The organism is Algoriphagus ornithinivorans, from assembly GCF_900115305.1.
Taxonomy (GTDB): domain Bacteria; phylum Bacteroidota; class Bacteroidia; order Cytophagales; family Cyclobacteriaceae; genus Algoriphagus; species Algoriphagus ornithinivorans.
This window is the reverse complement of record NZ_FOVW01000001.1, coordinates 158588-180863: the sequence shown is the minus strand read 5'-3', so window position 1 is coordinate 180863 and position 22276 is coordinate 158588. Positions and strand designations below refer to the sequence as shown.

General features: G+C 40.9%; 15 protein-coding genes. 13 read left to right on the top strand and 2 right to left on the bottom strand.

Annotation, left to right across the window (positions count from 1 at the left end; genetic code table 11):
* Positions 1 to 138 precede the first annotated feature (138 nt).
* The 6 genes from BM073_RS00825 (at position 139) to trhA (ending at position 7699) form a co-directional block, all read left to right on the top strand.
* Complete coding sequence (locus BM073_RS00825; protein WP_091648947.1) at positions 139 to 1164, top strand: LacI family DNA-binding transcriptional regulator; 1026 nt, start codon at positions 139 to 141, stop codon at positions 1162 to 1164.
* A gap of 171 nt (positions 1165 to 1335) precedes the next feature.
* The gene (locus tag BM073_RS00820) at positions 1336 to 4782 is read left to right on the top strand and encodes a ThuA domain-containing protein (RefSeq protein WP_091648944.1); all 3447 of its coding nucleotides are present in this window, start codon (positions 1336 to 1338) and stop codon (positions 4780 to 4782) included.
* A 97-nt stretch (positions 4783 to 4879) separates the two neighbouring features.
* Positions 4880 to 5317, top strand: a complete 438-nt coding sequence (locus tag BM073_RS00815) for a hypothetical protein (RefSeq protein WP_091648942.1) — start codon at positions 4880 to 4882, stop codon at positions 5315 to 5317.
* 222 nt (positions 5318 to 5539) lie between these two features.
* The gene (locus BM073_RS00810; RefSeq protein WP_091648939.1) at positions 5540 to 6094 is read left to right on the top strand and encodes a GNAT family N-acetyltransferase; all 555 of its coding nucleotides are present in this window, start codon (positions 5540 to 5542) and stop codon (positions 6092 to 6094) included.
* 137 nt (positions 6095 to 6231) lie between these two features.
* Positions 6232 to 6828 carry a DUF2911 domain-containing protein gene (locus BM073_RS00805; protein ID WP_091648937.1) on the top strand — a complete coding sequence of 199 codons (597 nt, stop codon included), beginning with the start codon at positions 6232 to 6234 and terminating at the stop codon, positions 6826 to 6828.
* Between the two features lie 262 nt (positions 6829 to 7090).
* On the top strand, positions 7091 to 7699 hold the full coding sequence (gene trhA, locus BM073_RS00800; RefSeq protein WP_175557819.1) for a PAQR family membrane homeostasis protein TrhA: 609 nt from the start codon (positions 7091 to 7093) through the stop codon (positions 7697 to 7699).
* A gap of 8 nt (positions 7700 to 7707) precedes the next feature.
* Here trhA and BM073_RS00795 read toward each other — a convergent pair whose 3' ends face one another.
* A complete protein-coding gene (locus tag BM073_RS00795; protein ID WP_091648932.1) occupies positions 7708 to 8715 on the bottom strand; it encodes a proline iminopeptidase-family hydrolase in 1008 nt (335 codons plus the stop codon).
* Between the two features lie 33 nt (positions 8716 to 8748).
* Positions 8749 to 11427, bottom strand: coding sequence for a c-type cytochrome (locus BM073_RS00790; RefSeq protein WP_091648930.1), 2679 nt, complete (start codon positions 11425 to 11427; stop codon positions 8749 to 8751).
* A 237-nt stretch (positions 11428 to 11664) separates the two neighbouring features.
* Here BM073_RS00790 and BM073_RS00785 point away from each other — a divergent pair, with 237 nt between their 5' ends.
* The 7 genes from BM073_RS00785 to BM073_RS00755 all read left to right on the top strand — a co-directional run bounded on the left by BM073_RS00785 (position 11665) and on the right by BM073_RS00755 (position 22208).
* Entirely contained in the window at positions 11665 to 14808 is a 3144-nt protein-coding gene (locus BM073_RS00785) for a PVC-type heme-binding CxxCH protein (RefSeq protein WP_091648927.1), read from the top strand.
* Positions 14809 to 14817: 9 nt separating this feature from the next.
* Positions 14818 to 15543, top strand: coding sequence for an SDR family NAD(P)-dependent oxidoreductase (locus BM073_RS00780; protein ID WP_091648924.1), 726 nt, complete (start codon positions 14818 to 14820; stop codon positions 15541 to 15543).
* Positions 15544 to 15736: 193 nt separating this feature from the next.
* The gene (locus BM073_RS00775) at positions 15737 to 16876 is read left to right on the top strand and encodes a DUF4856 domain-containing protein (RefSeq protein WP_091648922.1); all 1140 of its coding nucleotides are present in this window, start codon (positions 15737 to 15739) and stop codon (positions 16874 to 16876) included.
* Positions 16866 to 17999, top strand: coding sequence for an imelysin family protein (locus tag BM073_RS00770; RefSeq protein ID WP_091648919.1), 1134 nt, complete (start codon positions 16866 to 16868; stop codon positions 17997 to 17999). The genes BM073_RS00775 and BM073_RS00770 overlap by 11 nt, the downstream gene beginning before the upstream one ends.
* Entirely contained in the window at positions 18000 to 19337 is a 1338-nt protein-coding gene (locus BM073_RS00765; protein ID WP_245756336.1) for an HTTM domain-containing protein, read from the top strand.
* Entirely contained in the window at positions 19334 to 21760 is a 2427-nt protein-coding gene (locus tag BM073_RS00760; protein ID WP_091648913.1) for a TonB-dependent receptor, read from the top strand. The genes BM073_RS00765 and BM073_RS00760 overlap by 4 nt, the downstream gene beginning before the upstream one ends.
* Positions 21761 to 21878: 118 nt before the next feature.
* Entirely contained in the window at positions 21879 to 22208 is a 330-nt protein-coding gene (locus BM073_RS00755; RefSeq protein ID WP_091648910.1) for a HopJ type III effector protein, read from the top strand.
* Positions 22209 to 22276 lie beyond the last annotated feature (68 nt).

Genomic DNA, 22276 nt, shown 5'->3' with positions numbered 1-22276 from the left:
TTGGAAATTAAGTTTTGCTGAAACTGAAATAGACAATTTAGAGACAGATGAAATCGAGCATTTCGGATCCGACACACACCAGGACGATTTTAATTTATGCGAGATTCCATGTGACTTCTGAGAAACGATTTTAAACACATGAAAAAAGGGCATCAGGTTACCATGAAGGAAATTGCGAAGAAATTGGGGGTATCCGTTTCCACCATTTCTCGTGCATTGAAAGATTCTCCTGAATTACACCCAGAAACCAAGCGGAAGATTGTGGAGATGGCTAAGGAGATGAACTATCAACCCAATCTTCTGGCACAGAGTCTTAGAATCAGCCGAACCAAAACCCTTGGTGTGATTGTACCTGAAATCACCTCACACTTCTTTGCATCCTGTATTAGCGGCATTCAGGATCACGCCAACAAGAGAGGATATAATGTGATGATTTGTCAGTCCAATGAATCCATTGATCAGGAAATTGCCAATATCAGAACCTTAGTTGCCTCTCAGGTAGATGCACTTTTGATCTCTTTGAGTAGAGAAACCAATCACTACGAACATCTCTACGAGCTCTATAGCCGAGAAATCCCTTTCGTCCTTTTTGATCGTGTTCAGGAGGACATCCCTGTGTCCAAAGTGACTTTCAATGATGCAGGCGGCGCATATCAGGTGACTCATCACCTTTTGGAAATGGGATGTAGAAATATTGTATTCGTTTCCGGACCTGAAGACCTATACATTTCTAAAAAGAGAAAAGAAGGCTATCTAAAAGCCCTAAATGAGTACGGAATTAAGGAAAACTCTAACTTTATCAAAGTTACCGATTTGACCTTAGAGGGAAATATAGAAGTAGCCAAAGAAATTGCAGCGATGAAATCTCGTCCTGATGCGGTTTTTTGCATGATAGATCCGGTTGCAGTAGATGTCTTGACCTACTGGAAATCTATTGGACTCAAAGTTCCAGAGGAAATCGCCCTTGCAGGATTTACCAACAACCCTACATCGGCGGTGGTGGAACCGCCTTTGACTACAGTATCTCAACCCGGCTATGAAATGGGAAAATTGGCAGTAAGCCATCTTTTAGATCAATTGGATGGCCTAGCTTCAGACGATCCAATTTCCATAGTTTTGGAAACCACCTTGGTACCAAGGAAGTCATCCAATAGACAAGCTTAAGCCTCATAAAAGGCTTTCTTATTAATCTGATAAATCTATGCTTACCAGATTTTAATTTTTTATTGTCTCAATTTGAAAAAATAGAGCTATTCATCTTCGAAAATCACCGAAATTCAATTACTTAGCAGGCGGAATTTTAGAATTCCCTATTTTGCTTAAAATTATACAGTAATGAATTTCTCAAAAACCCTTAAAAACCTATTTCTCCTTTTTTTGGTAATAATGCTGGCATTTTCTGCCTGTAAAAACAAAAGAGAAGGAAACCCTAAAGTCCTTATTTTCAGTAAAACAGCTGGATTTGTTCATGAATCTATCCCGGATGGAATAGCAGCAATTCAGAAGTTGGGAGCTGAAAATGGCTTTGATGTGGATCAAACCCAGAATGCAGAAGATATCAATGAGGAAAACTTGGCCAAATATGCTGCGGTAATCTGGCTTAGCACTACCGGAGATGTCTTGGATCACTATCAGGAAGCTGATTTCGAAAGATATATTCAATCAGGAGGTGGCTACGTGGGAATTCACGCAGCGGCTGACACGGAATACGAATGGGGCTGGTACGGGAAATTGGTCGGCGGATATTTCGCAGATCACCCAGGTATCAATGACCCTCATCCAAATGTTCAGAAGGGAATCGTAACACGAACTGCTGAAAAACACCCTTCCGTCAATTTTCTTCCTGAATCATGGGAAAGAACAGACGAATGGTACAGCTATAAAAAGGTAAATCCCGATACCAAAAAACTTTTGATGCTTGATGAATCTTCTTACCAAGGAGGAATGGACATGGGGGATCACCCAATCGCATGGTATCATGACTTTGATGGAGGAAGAGCATTTTATACAGGTGGTGGCCATACCAAGGAGTCTTATCAGGAAGAAGACTTTCTCAAGCACTTATTGGCAGGGATTCAATATGCAATTGGCGAAAATCTGGAATTGGATTATACCGCAGCTACAAGTAAGAGAGCTCCTGAGGAAAATCGCTTTACCAAGACTTACCTTTCCATGGGTGAGTTTACCGAGCCAACAGAAATGACCATTTTACCCAACCTGGATATTTTGGTGGCTCAAAGAAGAGGTGAAATTCTCTATTTTAATAATGAAACTGAGAAGTTAGAAGAGGTCGCCAAACTGAATGTTTACTGGAAATCTGAAGTACCCGGAGTAAATGCTGAAGAGGGATTGATGGGAATCCAGAAAGACCCCAACTATGCTTCCAATAATTTTGTCTTTGTTTACTATTCTCCAGCAGGTGATGCGGAAATAAACAGACTTTCCCGATTTGTCTTCAAAGATGGTGTTTGGGATATGAGTTCAGAAAAAGTAATTTTAGACGTCGCTTCAGATAGAAATATTTGTTGTCATACTGGTGGTTCCATCGCATTTGATAAGGATGGAAATCTTTATTTATCGACTGGTGACAATTCTACCCCATTCAATCAAAATGATTCCCAATATGTCTTGAGTGGCTTTGCTCCTTTGGACGGAAGAGAGGGAAGAAAGCAATGGGATGCCAGAAGAAGCTCCGGAAACTCCAATGATCTAAGAGGAAAAATACTTAGAATCAAGGTTCAGGATGATGGATCTTACACTATCCCTGCAGGCAATCTTTATCCTGAAGGCACTTCCAATACCAGAGCTGAGATATATGTTCAAGGAAATAGAAACCCTTATAGAATTGCCGTTGATCAAAAAACAGGTTTTCTATACTGGGGCGAAGTAGGTCCTGATGCTAGCAATGATTCATTAGACAGCAAGGGTCCAAGGGGCTATGACGAAGTCAATCAAGCAAGAACAGCCGGTAATTTTGGATGGCCTTATGCTATTGGAAATAACTACACCTATTTTGAGTATGATTATGCAGCTGGAAAATCCGGATTGAAGTTTGATCCTGCAAAACCAGTCAATAATTCACCTCATAATACCGGTCTCAAAGAATTACCAGCCACCCAAGCAGCATTCATTTGGTATCCGTATGCGGCATCGCCTGACTTTCCACAAGTAGGAACAGGAGGTAGAAATGCGATGGCAGGACCAGTTTATTATTCCGATTTGTATCAAAGTGAAGGCAAAATGCCTGATTATTTCGACGGCAAACTCTTCATTTATGATTGGATTAGAGGTTGGGTTAAAGTAGTCACTATGGAAGAAAACGGTGACTTCTCCAAAATGGAGCCTTTCATGCCCAATACCAAATTCAACTCCTTGATAGATATGGAAATGGGGCCTGATGGCAAAATTTATATTTTGGAATATGGAAATGGCTGGTTTAGCAAAAATCCTGACGCTGGACTTTCAAGAATAGATTTTAACGGAGGAAATAGACCTCCTGCAGTTGAATCTGTAACTGCAGATAAGTCCTCTGGATTAGCACCATTGTCTGTTACCTTTACTGCCCAAGCATCAGATCCTGAAAAAGACCCAATCACCTATGTCTGGGACTTGGGAAATGGAAAAACAGAAAAAACCACAGAACCTAAACTTACCACCACTTTTGATTCAGTTGGTGAGTATGAAGTGACGGTCATGGCTTCTGATCCGGCAGGGATGGAAGGAAAAGGACCTAAAGCAAATGTATATGTGGGAAATGTAGCTCCTGAAGTGAGTATAAGAGTAGAAGGTAATCAATCCTTCTATTTCCCGGGAAGAAAAGTAAACTACCAAATCACGGTAACTGACCAGAATCATCCTGAAGCTTCCAATGATTTGAGCAATTTGTATGTAGCTGCTGATTACATCGAAGGGTTGGATCAAGCAGAGGCAGACATGGGCCACAAAGTGATGAGCGAAGCTATGACTGGAAAAGCTCTGGTACAGTCGCTTACTTGTAAAACCTGCCACAAAGAAAACGAGGCTTCCGTGGGTCCTGCCTATACAGAAGTAGCCAAAAAGTATAGAAATAGAGATGCATCCTATTTGATGAATAAAATCAAAAATGGTGGCGGAGGAGTCTGGGGCGAAACGGTAATGCCAGCCAACCCAGATTTGAAAGAATCAGATTTGAAAGCTTTGGTGACCTATGTACTATCTTTAAAAGGTGAACAAAAACCTAGCTTAGCTTCTAAAGGCAGTTTAGATCCAACATTGGGCAAAACTCCTTCACCAAAAGGAGCCTTAATAATCAATGCATCCTACACTGACGCAGGTGGAGAAAACATCAAACCATTGTCAGGAAGTAGCTCGATAGTTTTGACTGCCAACACCATTGATTTAGGAAGATCCGGAGATATGGAAGCCTATACTGCCATGTCTTTTGACGGAAATAATCTCATGATGGTGCCAAGTCAAAAAGGTCATTTCTCACTGCCTGCCACAGACATGACGGGAGTTGGATCTGTGACCTTAACTACCGCTTCTGTAGAGCCTTTGACAACGGGAGTAGATTTCGAAATCAGATTAGATAGCCCAACTGGAGAAGTCTTGGCTAAAGGTACATTTGTTCAGAAAAATCAACAAAAGGCGCCTGGTATGCCAGTAATCTACGATCAGGTAACTATTCCCGTCACGGGCCAAACAGATGGAAAAAAACGTAAACTCTACATTGTCAGTGAGCCTCAAGGTGGAGCTGAAATTGGAACATTTATTTTAGCAAATATTACATTCAATGCTAAGTAATTGAACTACTCCTTTATTAATGAAAGCCAGCCTATTTACAGTCTGGCTTTCTTTTTGTTTTTATTTCCGATAGTCCAAAATTAAGCTCTTTATTCCTATGAAATATTTGAAAATAGTCACTTTCATTTTGGCAATATCATTGGTTGGATGTGCCTCAGAAGAGGATTCTTCCATGGATATAAGGATTACAATCAATGGGCAGGTGCTTTTCGAGGATAGGGGTGATTTTAATGGAGATATTGATGGTGATTTTAATGGTAATGGAGGTAGTGGCAGTAAAACTTTTTTATGGAGAAATAATTTAAGAACTGCCGATTACAATGCCGACACTACCTCCACAAGTTCTGGAACATTCAACATGGAGGTTAAGGATTCAAATGGAAAAGTAGTATTAAATAGGTCCCTTAGAGGTGGGACTGAACCGGATTCTTTCTCCGGTGTAACTGCCTCTGGCTCTCCAGGAATATGGCAAGTCACTATCACTCTAACTTCCTTTAAGGGGGATGGAAGTTTTTCTCTTAGTGAAGGAGATTAATTGATTTTTGATCGATCTTCTTATTCTTGACAATGAAGTAAGGCTATTAGACACCTTTACTTTTTTCTTTTTCATACCTACTTCAATATTTTATTTTTCCTTTTTCTTTCGAACTAACTTATTTTCAATTTATCTTCAATTTTCAAGATAGATACGGCCAGAAACCCTGAATTAATCAATCCTATCTTATTAATTTACAAAGACTTCCATTTTTAAGTAATTATGGACTATCACTTCAGAACAGCACAAAACAGTGAGGATTTCAAGGGAATAATAGCTTTACAGCAAGCCAATCTTTTGCAAAATCTAAGTCTTGAAACTATTCAAAAAGAAGGCTTCGTTCGGGTATATCACAGTTTGGAAGATTTAACAAAGTTGAATGAGTTTGAAAAGCAACTCATCGCCATCCAAGACAAAGAAGTGATCGCTTACATTTTGGCCATGCCGCCTGCTTCAAGAACTTCTATTCCAATGCTATTACCCATGTTTGAGCAGTTTGACCACATAAACTGGAAAGGAAAGAAAGTATCAAGCTATAGCTATCTGGCGATTGGGCAAGTTTGCGTGGCCAAAGAATTCAGATCACAAGGTCTATTTGCAAATGCATATGCTGCATACAGAGAATTATTCAGCAAGGAATATGACTTTGCCATTACCGAAATCTCAAAGAAAAACTTACGTTCCTTAAGCGCTCATAAAAAGATTGGCTTTCAAACCATCCACACTTTTCAGGATGAATATGAGGAATGGGATATCGTATTATGGGATTGGAAATAATTAAGCTAAACTATTCTTGTGCGCGATTATAATAAATCTAATTAACCCTACGCCGAAATTTTCGAAATACCCTTAAATTGAAACATCCGAGTTGAAATTTTGTTAGCTTTCCAAACAAAACCCAAAACCAAACAGATATGAAAAATTCAAAATCTCTTTTTTTAGCCTTAGCCCTATTGTTGGCAAGCTCATTTTCAGCCTTCGCGCAGTTGCAAAGCCCAGCACTAAGCCCTGCAGCTTCTGTTTCGCAGGTGGTAGGATTCACTAAAATCAGCATTGATTACTCTTCTCCTGCTGTGAAAGGAAGAAAAATCTTTGGAGAAATAGAAAAGTATGGAGTGACTTGGAGAGCGGGAGCAAATGCTCAAACTGTAATTGAATTCAGCACTCCAGTAAGTGTGGGTGGTAAAACACTTAGAGCGGGTAAATACTCTATTTTCATGACTCCAGCTGAGTCTGGCGACTGGACAGTGCATCTAAACAGTAAGGCAGCTTCTGTTTTTGCCTACATGAAGGACGGTAAAATAGACGAAGAGGCAGTAGCTAAAGATGACGCTGTTTCTTTCAAAGCAAGCACTAAAAGAGGTGGCAATACAGAAAGATTGCAATATCATATTTCTGCAGGAGACAATAAGGTGGCTACTGTGACTATGGCTTGGGAAGGTGTAATGGTTTCTTTCCCAGTGGATACTATGGTAGATCAAAAAATGGAACAGTTCAAAAGCCAGTTCTAAATAAAAAAGTATTACTTCTTAATGAGGCTGTCTCAAAGGTGAAAATTGTCACATTGAGCGTCCCGACAACTGTACGGGATCGAAATGTGCTTAAAACAATAGAAATAGCCTTCGACTCCCTGCCTGACGTCAGGCAGGCGCTCAGGCTGACATTAGACCGATATATGAGACAGCCTCATTTTGTTATTCCCCATACTATTTTGGCCTGATTTTCCTCGATTGAAGTATGGCAAGCAAAAAATCAAAACGTCCCCAAACCAAAATGGAAGAAATTGCAAATGCAATTTCTCATGGGATTGGTGTTCTTCTAGCCTTGATCGGAATTCCTTTTTTGTTATGGAAAGCCTTTGAAAGCAATGATTCTTGGACTTTTGCTTCCGCTATTGCTTTCAGCTTGGGAATGCTGATGGTTTACGCTAGCTCTACGCTTTATCATGCTGTTTCCAATCAAAAATGGAAAGCTCTACTTCAAAAGAGTGATCATATTTCCATCTATTTCCTGATTGCAGGAACATACACACCCATGGTTTTGGCTGTGTTGCCCAAGGAAGAAGCCCTGCCTTTTTTAGGATTGATCTGGAGTTTTGTTCTTGTCGGAACTCTCTTCAAAATCTTCTTCACCGGCCGTTTCAAATTTGTGTCAGTGGGTTTATACCTACTGATGGGCTGGATCTCAGTGTTTATTTATGATTCCATCATCCAGAACTTAAGTCCTGAAAATATTTTCTGGCTGGCTGCAGGAGGTTTGAGCTACACCTTAGGGGTGATTTTTTACATCATGAGCAATAGACGCTATTTTCACACGGTTTGGCATGTATTCGTACTTTTAGGTACACTCTCCCACTTTATTGTGGTGTATCAGGTTTTGTGATTGAAAGATTAAAAACTTCCAGAATCTACATCTTTGATAAATTTGATTAATCCGGGAAAAAAGTGGGAAGGGTCATCATATTGACTTAGATGACTACCATTTGGGCAAAGCAAAAATCTTCCATTTCCCACTTGTTTGGACATCCACTCCATATGCTTAGGATCCATAGTATCATGGGATCCTCCAACCACAAGAGTCGGAACAGTGATAGTTTTTAGCTTTTCTCTTACATCCCAACCTTCTAAACTTGCACCAGGAGTGATTCCAAACTCACTATATCCCTGCATATAAATATATACATCGGGGTTTACCTGGGTCATCATACGGTTAATTTCCTCAGGCCACTGACCTGCTGGCATTCTTAATACATGCTGAGGGTAATGATGAACTTCTAGCAATTCCATATACCTCGGATTCTCAAAGTCCATATTTTTTTCGATCTCCATTATTTCAGCAAACACTTCTGCTGGCATCTGAGGCCCTAACACTTCTTTGGCGTATTTTTCATACTCATCCAAGCTTGACATCATATTACAGATGATAAGGCCTTTCAGGTTTTCCTGATGTCTGAATGCATACTCCATCCCCAGCATACCACCCCATGATTGACCGAGTAAATAAAAATTATCCTTGTTTAGACCTAAGGCTTTTCTCACTTGCTCCACTTCATCCACAAAGCGCTCAATTGTCCATAGAGAAGAATCTTCGGGCTGATCTGAATGCGCAGAGCCCAATTGATCATACCAAATAAACTCTATTCCTTCCTGAGGTAAATACTCATCAAAATTACCATACTGTTCATGAGTCATTCCGGGCCCTCCATGAAGCAATAATACTTTCATAGTAGGATTGTCTCCTACCCTTTTGGTCCAAACTTTAAATTCTCCCTTAGGAGTTTGGATCGGAATCATTTGTATGGTTTCCTCACCTTTTCCGGATTCCAAAGAATCAGAAGATTCATTCTTACACCCAATTAACCCGACAATTAAAACCAGATAGAAAATTATATTTTTCATATTCTTCAGAATGAATGATGTATGCACTTTATTTTATTTTTGAGCTGTGGCCTTACTTTGAAATACCGGATGATTTTCATTTCCTCCTGAAATCAGGTAGGCCATTAAATCCTTTAACTCCTCCTCATTCAATCTGTTTATCAAACCCGGGAGCATGATTGAAACCTCAGAATTTTTAGTGAAAGCAACCGTATTTTTAGGAATCTTTCTCAACTGGTCCGGAGCAAATGGGTTTTGAGAAACATAATAATTGGCTCCATCTTCATCGGTCAATCTTCCGACTATAGACCCACCTTCTTTCAATTCAAAAACCGTGGCATGATACTGCTCTGAAATAGTCTGACTAGGATTAATCGTAGCTTCTAAAATATCCTTTTTAGAGAACCTGGATCCCAATTGGGTCAAATCCGGACCAATCACTCCTCCTTCGCCCTGCATGCTGTGACAGGATTGACAGAGGGTTGCGGCATACATGGCTTTGCCTTTTACAAAATCTCTAGCTTGAAGGCTGTCTACCAAAGGCAAAGCTTCCTCCACAGTCCATCTTCTCCCTGGACCTTCAGGCTGAATCCCCTCCCCAGCCAAATCATTCCCACTGCTCGTTAACAATTTTCCTCCTGATAGCTCATCAAATCTGTCAAAGTCCTCTTTCGCAACTTTAGCCAAAGCCATCTTTCTAGCCCGGTCCAAAAATCCAACATAGCTCCTTCCTCCCTTGTAATTGGTCAAAGCATTCTTAATCCAAGAGAAGTACTCCTTTCTAGTTTCTTCGGTCCATCCTGAATTAGCACCTCCCAAAACAGTGGCAAAATAGGTTTGCTGAGCAGGAGGAACATTGGCCAACATATTGGCTATATCCAATCCATATTGAGGGTTTCGGAAAATCAATTCCGAAGAAGAAGTGACTGTTTTTTGATAATTTTCATCATCCTTGGCATTTTTCAACAAAGCCAAAGTTTTCTCCACTGCATCAGGGGCATCCAGATGAGTCAATAGGACAGCGAGAGAACGGTTAAGCAAATTGTCCTTTGCGGGAAAATTAGGATTGAGATAAGCAACTAAGTCTGCCTTGATTGGTGTAGCAGCCTGATCATAACGATATAAAATCACCTCAAAAGCTCTCAGTAAGTCTCCTTTTGCCTTTTCTGATAGGCTTGAATAGTCAATCTCCATTAATGATCGAAGCATAGGCACCGCATCTGTATCCTTTCCCTGTCTAGCCAAAGCCAAAACTGCCTGAGTCTTTTTCACAGGATCTGATTCATTCAATGCTTTGGATTTCCACAGTTCAATGGGTTGATGTTCCAATACTAGCCGGGCAGCATATTGAACAAAGCGGTCAGCATGAGCCAGATTTGCCCAGGCCAAATCCAATCCTTCTGAACTTGCATTTTTGGAATGATACTTCTCCAAATCTCTTCTGGTCTTTGCAGCCTCAGGCAAGTCTGCTACTTCCATTGGCTCAGCGGCCTCAGGTTCACCTTTATAATAAACTCTATATAAATCCGACTCCAACCTTCTTCCTCCAGTGGCAAAATACATGGCCCCATCCGGACCTATGGTTCCATCTGTCAAAGGTAAAGGGGAGCCCGAAATAAACTCTTCGGCAGTAGCTTCATAGCTTGCTCCAGAAGGGGTCAAATGAATAGCATAAATTATCCCAAAACTCCAGTCGAAAGCGAATAAGGCTTTTTTGTATTGTGCTGGAAACTTGGCTTCTGTTCCAAACATCACATTGGTTGGGGAACCTTGTCCAATATTCAATACGGCAGGTAAGTTATCCGGAAATTCAGGAGACCACTTTGAGTTACCTGTTCGCCAGCCAAACTCAGCTCCACTGGTCACATGCAAGATACGGGTAGGTCTATACCAAGGCATCCCAAAATCCCACTCCATGTCTGAGTCATATGTAAAAAGATCCCCTACTTCATTGTATGCTATGTCAAATTCATTTCTGAATCCGGCTGCAATCAACTCCCAGTTTTTCCCTTCCGGATCAATTTTGGCAATCCAACCTCCCGGTGCCTCTCGGTTATTGGCATGTCCCCGAGGATCTTTGATCAATGGAAAAAGGTTATCCTCCCTCCAAACACGAGGAAGCCTGTAGTGATCCATTTCAGGAACATCCACATGATTTCCTGCTGCCAAAACTATGGATTGACCATCAGGTGAAAGCTTCATTGAATGAGGTCCATGCTCTCCCGGTTCACCCTCTAAAAGTCGGATGGTGGAAACAGTTTCATATTGATCATCCCCATCCAAATCCTGAATTCTATACAACCCTGTACTCTTGGTAAAAGTCTCATTGGAATGATGGTTAACCATGACATAGAGTGAATTGAAGGCATAAAGTAGCCCTTGTGCATACCCCATTCCTACCTGAGGTTCTGCAATATCTCCGATAATCAATTTTTCAACTTTGGGTTTTACTGAGGTATCCGAACCAATAGGAGGCAGCTCCAAACGATATAAAAACCCATACTGATCCGAGGTGATCATTCTGCCCTTATCATCAAAAGTCATTGCAACCCAGGAGCCCTGATCCATTTCTCCGGGGCTATAGAGTAATTCGGCAACAAACCCATCAGGAAGTTTCAATTTGTCAATTTTTGGGATCCCTGTCAATTGCCGGCTTGATTCTTCTTTTTTGGCACATGAAAAGCTGATCCCAGTAAGAAGAATTATGAAAAATATACTCTGAAAGGTTTTCATAGGTTAATTGGGCTAGTACAAGCCTGAATTTAGTTTTTTTATCTTTTAAATTCTTGCAAATCAATCTACCGTTTACATAAAATTTCAACTTACTTTATCCTTATTTCAGGAGTATTTTCAGAATAATTCGACTGTTTTGACAGAAAGGAGATATTTTAGAGATATCAATTCAGAAAGAGTAGATTTTTCAAAAGCCTAAAAAAATCTGGATGCTTTCAGCCTAAATAACCTCAACCCATGAAGCAATTTTCAATCATCTGTTTATTACTGCTCACCGCTTTTTTTTCTTCCTGTAAGGAGAAAATGACACTCCAGCTACATCAGAACGCACATATAACTTTGGTGGGAAATAACCTGGGCTCAAGAATGATGGAATATGGATGGTTCGAAACAGAGATGCATGTTCGTTACCCAGATAGCACGCTATTTATCAGAAATCTTTGCGATCCAGGGGATACTCCCGGCTTTAGACCAAGATCTGGAACTAATGATCCTTGGGCTTTCCCCAGTGCAGAGGTTTTTCAGGATGAGTATGCCACCTATTCCAACAGCGAGGGATTTTTAGAAAAGCCAGATCAATGGTTGACTAGGCTTCAAACAGATATTGTAGTTGGATTCTTTGGATTCAATGAGTCCTTTCAGGGCTTGGAAAAACTCCCACTTTTCAAAGAAGAATTAGAGGCATGGATAACCCACTCCAAAGCTCAACAGTACAATGGGAAGGCTGCCCCTCAACTGGCCCTTGTGTCTCCCATAGCTATCGAAGATCTCAGCGATCACCTAGATGTCCCAGACGGAAAATCCCAAAATGAACTAATTGAAGCATATGTCCGAGGTATGGAGGAAGTGGCCAAAAAACATGAAATCGTTTTTGTGGACGCTTTTACTGCCAGCCAAAAATGGTATAATTCTGAGAAGGAGGATTTAACGATAGACGGATCACAGCTCAATGAGGATGGCTACAAGCTTTTTTCTACTTTTTTGGCAGATGAACTTTTCGGAAAAGAAAAAAGAAAGGCTGAACAACATCTCGCTGAAATTCATGCAGCTGTCATGGAGAAAAACTGGTTATGGCACAATGACTATAAAATACCCAATGGGGTTCACGTATTCGGACGTCGCTATGACCCTTTTGGCCCGGATAATTATCCTTATGAACTGGAGAAAATCAGGCAAATGACTGCTAATCGCGACTCCGCAATTTGGGATGCCAATTCAGGAAAGAAATACGATCTGGCAGCAGCAGATGCAAGAACCCGTTCTCTTCCCGAGGTGGAAACCAATTACAATCCTCAGGCAAATGGGAGTTTGGAGTATAAATATGGTGAAGAAGCGCTTAAAAGTTTAAAAGTCGCTAAAGGATATAAAATCGAATTATTTGCTTCTGAAGAGGATTTTCCGGACTTAGCTAACCCTGTCCAAATTTCATTTGACAATAAAGGCAGACTTTGGGTAGCCACGATGCCAAGTTATCCCCACTACAAACCAGGCGATCCCAAGCCAAAGGATAAGCTTATCATTTTGGAAGACACTGACGGAGATGGTAAAGCTGATAAACAAACCGTCTTCGCTGAAGATCTACACTTACCTGTGGGGTTTGAATTGGCTGCAGAAGGGGTCTATGTGTCTCAGCTTCCCAATTTGGTTTTATTGCAAGACACAAATGGGGATGATAAAGCTGATAAAAAGACCATTCTACTTTCAGGATTTGATGATCATGATACCCATCACGCGATATCAGCCTACACCACTGATGAATCAGGAGCTATTTACATGGCCGAAGGCGTATTTCTGCACACCAATGTGGAAACTTCTTATGGGCCTGTAAGAGCTACCAATGGGGGTTTTTATCGCTATGAACCCAAAAGACATAAACTTGAAAGAGTCAATCAAGTACCCATTCCCAATCCGTGGGGTATTGCCTTTGATGATTGGGGACAAAATTTTTATCTCGAAACTTCGGGCCCCAATCTTAACTGGATGCTTCCGGGGTCTACGCTTCCCCGCTATGGCAACAATAACTTCAAAGGACCAAACCTGATTGAGCAGGAGCAAATGGTAAGACCTACTTCAGGTCTGGAATTTGTTTCCAGCAGGCATTTTCCGGATGAAGTTCAGGGAGATATTTTACTAAATAATACCATAGGGTTTTTGGGAACCAAGCAGCATCAAATTGTAGAGGATTCGGTGGGTTTCCATGCCGAATATCGACAGGATCTGGTCAGTTCCACAGATAGAAATTTCAGGCCAGTCGATCTGGAATTTGCGCCGGATGGATCCCTATACATTGTGGATTGGCATAATATCCTGATTGGACATATGCAGCACAATGCCCGTGACCCACTCAGAGACCATGTTCATGGTAGAATTTATCGGGTCACCTACCCTTCCAGACCCTTGGTAACTCCCGCAAAAATAGACGGAGCAGAAATTCCTGAACTTTTGGAAAATTTAAAATTGCCCGAATACAGAACCCGCTACAGAACCCGTAGAGAGTTGAGAGGGAGGGATCTAAAGCAAGTCAGTGAGGCTGTTGCTGAATGGGTCAAAAATTTGGATAAAAATGATCCAAATTATGAGCATCATAGATTGGAAGCGCTGTGGGTAACTTGGGGAATCAATCAGGTGAATCAGTCCTTATTAAATGATTTATTAAAGTCTGAAGATCATAAAGTAAGAGCTGCTGCCACAAGGGTGCTTCGGTATACTGGGCATCAGGTGGAAAATCAAGCTGAATTATTGATGCAGGCTGTCAAAGACCCTCATGGCAGGGTGCGAATGGAAGCAATAGCTGCGGCTTCTTGGTTACCGAGGGAGAAAGGCTTGCCGATTTTAGCTGAGGCAGAAAATCAACCCAAGGATAATACCTGGATACCGAGAACTTTGGAAACTGCCGTGGCTCATATCAATGGACTCTCGGTAGCTCAAAAGAAAGAAGAAGACATCAAGTCCTCTCTGACAGGTTCAGATCGGGAATTATTTGTCTTGGGAAAGGAAATCTATGCGAGAGAAGGATTTTGTGCTACTTGTCATCAATTGGATGGCAATGGTTTGACTGCCTCACAGTTTCCTCCACTCAAGGGAACTCCTTGGGTTACTGGAAATGAGGAGCGTCTAATCAAAATCGTGTTGAAGGGAATTATGGGCCCTATCGAGGTGGCGGGAAGACAATACCCCGGACAGGTTCCTATGACACCTTATGAGGGAATGTTGGATGACACAGAGGTTGCTGCCGTATTAACTTATGTGAGAAATTCTTTCGGAAATCAAGCTTCCCCTATTTCCCCTGAGTTGGTAAAGAAAGTGAGGCAGGAGGTTCAGGATAAGAAAGGGTTCTGGAATGCAGAAGAATTACTGCGAATGCATCCCATAGAGAAATAAGGAAACGAAATGGCTAAGATATTTATAACAGGATCATCCGATGGCTTGGGTAAACTAGCCGCTGAAAAATTAATTCAATTAGGGCATTCAGTCTTCCTTCATGCTAGAAATACCGAGAAGAAAGAAGTTCTTGCCGGACAAATTACAGAGGCAGCTGATATTCTGGTTGGTGATTTATCAAAGATGGAGGAAGTAAAAAATCTTGCTGACCAGGTCAATGCACATGGAAAAATGGATGCAATCATTCATAACGCCGGAGTTTATTCTGCCGATTCGGCAACACTTTTTCAGGTGAATGTTTTAGCTCCTTATTCTTTAACAGCACTTATGGAACTCCCCAAAAGGCTCATCTATCTCAGTTCAGGAATGCATCTTGGCGGCAGACCAATTTACAGAAAAGAGGATTTACCTTCTATCAATTACTCTGACACTAAGCTAATGGTGAGCACTTTGGCTGCTGCTTTGGCAAAGCGCTATCCAAATACACTTTCTAATTCTGTCGATCCCGGCTGGGTTCCTACCAAAATGGGCGGTAAAAATGCTACTGACGACCTTCAAAAAGGAATGGAAACCCAGGTTTGGTTGGCCGAGTGTCAGGAAAAAGAAGCAATGACTTCGGGTCATTATTTTTTTCATAAACGAATAAAACCTTTTCATGAGGCTGTAAATGATCCCATTTATCAAGAGCGGTTGTTAGGCCTTTGTGAAAGCGTTACGGGAATAAAATTTAAATAGACCAAAAACACTTTTAATTGCCTTTAATTTATTAGAGCTCAACTAGTTTTGAGTGACTCAACCCTCTTGTTTTTTTACCTATCTTATTCTTATTTAAAATTAATCTAATTAACCTTTGATTTTTTAACCCGAGCCCCTACTTTTGTCGGGTAATTAAAATCAGTCTAAATAAAAGGTAGCATCACCAACTAGTATGAAATTCAAAAAATTACTATTTGTTTCCCTTTTGGCTCCATTTTTCGCCTGTGAAAGCACGAATGAAGAGCCAAGTGTCCTCATCCCTAATACATACAACTTTGAGCGCAACGGCTCTTCTACAGTGAGTTATCAAGGTCAAACTGATCGTTTGAACATGACTACTGAAATCAAGAACTACATCTCTTCTGCTAATGATGGTTCTGAAATCTCGCTTACGAAGCTGTTGAACATGTATTCAAATACAAACAGCCCTTTTGAAAGCAGTGAACTGAATGCCTCAAGCAAAAAACTCGAAGATAAAACCAACCCTGCTGAGGTTAATTTCATCAAGTCTGTATTGAGTGAGGCTGCTTCTACAAGTGCCAAAATGGCTCAAAATAGAACTACAGCTTCAGACGGAGTAGCAGGTTTGATCGAAAGAGGCAATTCCGGAAATTTCATCTTGGTGAATGAAAAAGGCTGGGAATTCAAGGAGATATTTGAAAAAGGAGTGATGGGCGCGGTTTTCTATGACCAAATCATGAACGTTTACCTTTCTGAATCCAAGATTGGCAACGATATAGAGAATACCCTTTTAGAAGAAGGTAAAAACTACACTGCCATGGAGCATCATTGGGATGAAGCATTTGGATACTGGGGTGTTCCGAGAGATTTCCCATCAGGAGATCCTGTACTGCAGGATAGCGAAAATATATTTTGGGCCAAGTACACCAATGGAAGAGACGCGGCTTTGAATGTGAATGAACCTTTAATGCAAGCTTATATCACCGGTCGTGCAGCAATTGTTGCGAAAGACTACGCTTTGAGAGACACTCAAAAGCAAAGAATTATCGAACTACATGAATTGGTAACTGCAGCTACTACAGTTCACTATATCAACAGAACCATGAATTCCCTAAGCACTGGCGATATCGGAAACATGCTTCACCTACTTTCTGAAACTTATGGTTTTGTGAAGGCTATCCAATACAGCCCAATGAAGAAATTGACTAACCAGGAAATCAATGACATCCTTACCAAAGATTTTGGTGAGGGAGGCAACTTCTGGAAAGTAACTATGGATGGTCTAAATAGAGCAAAAGAAAGATTAAGCAATGCTTATCCTGAACTAAACCCAATCAAAGATGTCCTTTAAAATCAATATTAAAGTACTTTCAATGATAACAGCAGGCCTTTTGGTCATGCTGTTTTCTTGCGTTGACTCAACTGAAGAAACAAAGGTTCAAATTGACAGAAAACCTCTTCTGGAAAACTTGGCAGACCAAGTTATTATACCAGGTTATACTCAATTGAATACTGAGGTGACTGGCATGAATTCCAGTATTACGGCATTTTTGAATGATCCTAGCCCTGCTACCTTGGGAAATGCTAGATCTGCCTTTATAAAAGCTTATGTAGCCTGGCAAAAAGTTGAATTCTTTGACTTCGGGCCTGCTTTTGATCAGACCCTACGCGCACAGGTCAACACTTTCCCAACAGATAATTTTGCAATAGACAATGCCATCGCTACAGGTAATATCCAATTGCAATCTCTAAGCAATAACAACAAAAAGGGATTCCCTGCGATCGATTATTTGCTTTATGGAGATAATAAATCAGATGCAAATATCATTGCTGATTTCACAACCAATGCAAATGCCTCCACTCGAAAAGAGTATTTGAAAGCAAGCATTGAGGATATGCAAACCTTGGTTTCTAGAGTATCCGTGGCTTGGAATTCAGGAGAAGGAAATTACCGTTCTACTTTTGTGGAGCGTACAGGAACTGACGTAGGTTCATCTTTAGGCCAATTGATCAACTCACTTTCCCAGTCTTTGGAGGTATTTACAAGAGATGCAAAGGTGGGAATTCCTTTGGGAAAAAGATCTCAAGGAATTTTAATTCCTAAAAATTCAGAAGCTTATTACAGTGGAAATAGTATGCTTTTGGCAAGATCCAATGTTCAGGGTTATATAGATGTATTCAAAGGATCCAGAACCTCAGAAGGAGCTAACTCCCAAAGCCTTTTGGCATATCTCAATCAACTGAATGCTCAGTATAATGGAGGAAGCTTGTCAAGCGCTTTGGAGCAACAGTTTCAGAACAGCTTGAGCAAACTGAATCAAATTTCTGACCCATACAGTAGATCCATTGAAGCTCAAGCTACCATTGCAAATGAGGCTTATTTGGAACTTCAAAAAACAGTTGTGCTTGTCAAAGTTGATTTGGCTTCCGCCTTAGGTATTCTCATTTCCTATCAAGATAACGACGGAGATTAAGTGCTCAACAGATTCCTGGCATTTCTAAACAAACCAAGCAGCATTGCACCCTTAAGTAATTTAAGGGTGCTTTTTGGCTTTTTAATGCTTTGGAGTACCCTTCGATTTGTATTCTATGGATGGATAGAAACCCAATACAATGAGCCGATTTTCCATTTTTCCTATTTTGGTTTCGAGTGGGTAAGCTATCCGGGCCCTGCTTGGATGTATGTACTTTTTGCACTGATGATTCTATCCAGCATCGGCATCATGCTAGGTTTGTTTTATAGAATCTCCGCTGTGATTTTCTTTCTGTCCTTCACTTATGTGGAGCTGATTGACCTGACCAATTATTTGAATCACTATTATTTTGTCAGCTTATTGGCTTTTGTGATGATTTTTTTGCCTGCTCATAAAAGTTTCTCCATCGACTCTCTGAGAAATAAAAACAATTTGGCCACGCATGTTCCCTATGGATTCATATTCAGTGTCAAGCTTCTCTTGGCGATTGTTTATTTCTATGCAGGTGTAGCCAAGCTCAATCATGAATGGCTCATGGAAGCGCTTCCATTGAAAATATGGTTAGCGCCTCATACTTCCCTCCCATTGATTGGGCCTTTCTTAGATGAGCTCTGGGTTGCATACCTCTTTAGCTGGTTTGGTGCCATTTATGATTTAAGCATCCCTTTCTTTTTATTCTCGAAAAAATACAGAAGCCTGGCTTTTTTGGCTGTGATTGTCTTTCACATTACCACCTGGATTCTCTTCCCGATCGGCATGTTTCCTTTCATTATGATAGGCTTAACTACTGTATTTTTTAGCGCTGATACGCATGAAAAAATTCAAGCTTTCTTCAAGAAAGAAAAAGTTACTAAACAGGAGCAAATACTATATAAGCCTCAGAATTTGAGCTTATTGACAGGTTTATTCTTTCTGTTTTTCAGCTTTCAGATTCTTTTCCCTTTCAGATATTTGCTCTATCCCGGAAATCTTTTTTGGACTGAGCAAGGTTATAGATTTTCCTGGAGGGTCATGTTGATGGAAAAAGCCGGCTATGCTATCTTCCATGTGACAGATCCAGATACAGGAAGAAGCTGGGAACTCTACCCAAAGGACTATTTAAGTCCCATGCAAGAAAAACAGATGTCCACCCAACCGGATATGATTCTTCAGTTTACTCACTTTCTGGAGGACAGCCTGAAAAAGCAAGGAATATCCAAACCTGAAATTAGAGCTGAGGTGTATGTCTCCCTGAATGGCAGAGGCAGTCAGCTGTTTTTGGACCCTAATCAGGACCTGACCCAGATCAAAGATAGTTTCGCTCCCAAAAACTGGATTTTACCACTTTCAAATCAATGAAAAAAGTCATCCTAAGTTTAGTTCTTATCCTAACCTGTCACCTCGCCATAAGCCAGGTAATCATCAGAGGATCGGTAAAAAGTGGCAAAGAAGGGATGCCCGGAGCTTTGGTTTATCTCAAAGAGACCAACTATCAAGCGATTACAAATGCTAGGGGAAATTATGAAATGGTTGGGGTTCCGGCAGGAAATTATAAGATTGTCGTCTTTTTCACGGGCTTTGGTACCATTCAGGAAGAAATAGAAGTAAGGGCCGATCAACCAATTTTGAAAAAAGATTTTCAACTGAAAGAACTGAGCCAGGAACTGGAAAATGTGACTATTCAAGATGAGCGCGTCAATACCTTTGGTGTTAGAAGGCTCAATGCTATTGAAGGAAGTAATATTTTCGAAGGAAAGAAAAATGAGGTAATAGAACTGAAGGATCTGGCCCTTAACCTCGCAACTAACAACAGCCGGCAGACTTATAACAAAGTACCGGGACTGAATATCTACGAAAATGATGGGGCGGGATTACAGTTGGGCATTGGAGCAAGAGGCCTGGACCCAAATAGAACTTCCCACTTCAATGTAAGACAAAATGGTTATGATATTAGCGCCGATGCCTTAGGCTATCCTGAAAGCTATTATACACCATCACTGGAAGGCGTAGAACGCATAGAAGTGGTAAGAGGAGCAGCCTCCTTGCAGTATGGAACTCAGTTTGGCGGTTTACTGAACTTCCAGATGAAAAAAGGGAACCCAGAGGAGAAAGCGGAAGTCACTCTACGAAATACTGTGGGCTCATTTGGTTTTTTCAATACCTTTTCCAGCCTTGGGGGGCAAGTCGGTAAGCTCAATCACTATACTTTTTTCCAGTATAAAAGAGGAAATGGCTGGAGGCCCAATAGCGGATTTGATTCCAAAGTGGCTTATACCTCATTGACTTTCGAAGCCAATGAAAACTTAAGCATCACGGGCCAATATACCTATATGGACTATCTGGCTCAGCAGCCTGGAGGCTTGACAGATGCGCTTTTTGAAGAAAATGCGAGACAGTCCATTCGGGAAAGAAACTGGTTTCAGGTCAATTGGAACCTCTTTTCCCTACTTGTAGATTATAAGCTTTCATCAAAACTTCGATTCAACTGGAGAAATTTCGGATTGATCGGGGGAAGAGATGCCTTGGGAAATTTGGGGAGAATAGACCGGGTGGACACAGATGATGAGAGAAACTTATTTGTAGATGATTTTAAGAATTTCGGTTCTGAAGCTAGACTGATCTACAACTACCAAATTGGAAAGCAAGAACAGGCATTACTGATCGGAGCAAGGTATTATCAGGGACTAACTCTTAGAAAACAGGGATTGGGACCAGCAGGAAAAGAGGCTGATTTCAGATTTTTGAATCCTGGCGATCTGGAAGATTCCGACTATGAATTTCCGGGAAGAAATGTGGCGCTATTTGCAGAAAACGTATTCAATGTTGGCCCAAATTTCAGCATCACCCCAGGGCTTAGATATGAGATGATACGAACCCAGGCAGAAGGTTATTATACCCAAACTACCAAAGTGCTGGATCCGCAAACAGGCTTTGCGGTAGACTCCACTTTTCAGGTAAATGAGTCCAGAATCAGAGACAGATCCTTTTTATTTGGCGGAATCGGACTCAGCTTTAAAGGTATTCCCAACCAGGAGGTTTATGCGAATTTCTCCCAAAACTACAGATCCATCAATTTCAATGATATCCGGGTAAACAATCCCAATTTGGTGGTGGATGAAAATATTCAAGACGAAAGCGGATACAACTTTGATTTAGGTATTCGCGGGAATAAAGCCGATCTTTTCAATTATGATGTGAGCTTATTTTATCTCCGCTACAATGACAGAATCGGTGCAGTGTTGAAAACTGATCCGGAGAATTTCAGGATTTTCAGATTTCGAACCAATGTAGCAAATGCCTACAGTGCAGGAATGGAGGCATTTGGAGAAGTCAATTTGATCAAGGCTTTGGGCTATGATAAAAAGTATAAGCTTTCTGTATTTTCTAATATTTCCCTGATTCAGGCAAGGTATATCAACTCCGGCGAGTCAGGAGTGGAAGGGAATCAATTGGAGTTGGTTCCTCCGGTTATGATTAAGCCAGGCTTTTCATTTAGCAGGGAGAAATTCAGAATGAGTTTTCAATACAATTATGTACAGCAAAATTTCACAGACGCAACTAATGCTGTGCGAACTCCTTCTGCAGTGGAAGGCATCATCCCCTCCTATCAGGTGATGGATTTAACTTTTCAATACCAAATCAAACGGCTAAAAATCGAAACCTCAGTGAATAACCTAAGTGATGAACGATATTTCACCCGCAGGGCTGCGGGATATCCCGGTCCGGGCATTATTCCAGCCGAAGGAAGATCCTTTTTTGTGGGCTTGGAATATGTTTTTTGAAAACAATAAAGATATACCTGAGAATTAGAGCATTGATTGAAAGTCAGTTTTCACCAATCAATTTTTGATTTCCTGATGATCAGAAAAACTGCAACTTGCGAAAAAATCAATCCTTAATATGCTAGACCAACTGAAAAGTGCTCCTGACCAAATCCAGTTTTCTGAGGTAATCGAGTTTATCGAAAAGCACTATACTTTTACCCCCACCTGTTTTACCAATGGAAATGAAGTCAACGAAGCAGGGCAGAATAACGGGAGCTGTAAAATCCTTTCTTTTGCCAAAATGAAGGGATTAACCAAGGCAGAAACCCTTAACCTTTTTGGAGATTATTACAGAAAAGATGTGTTGCTGAACCCTAATGGAAAAGACCATCAAAACATCAGAAACTTTATGAATTCCGGTTGGGAAGGCGTTCAGTTTGATGGGGAGGCATTGGAGGAAAAGTAGTTTGCAGTAGGCGGTGAGCAGTTTGCAGTGGGCAGCAAACAGTTTGTAGTAGGCAGTGGGCAGTAGGC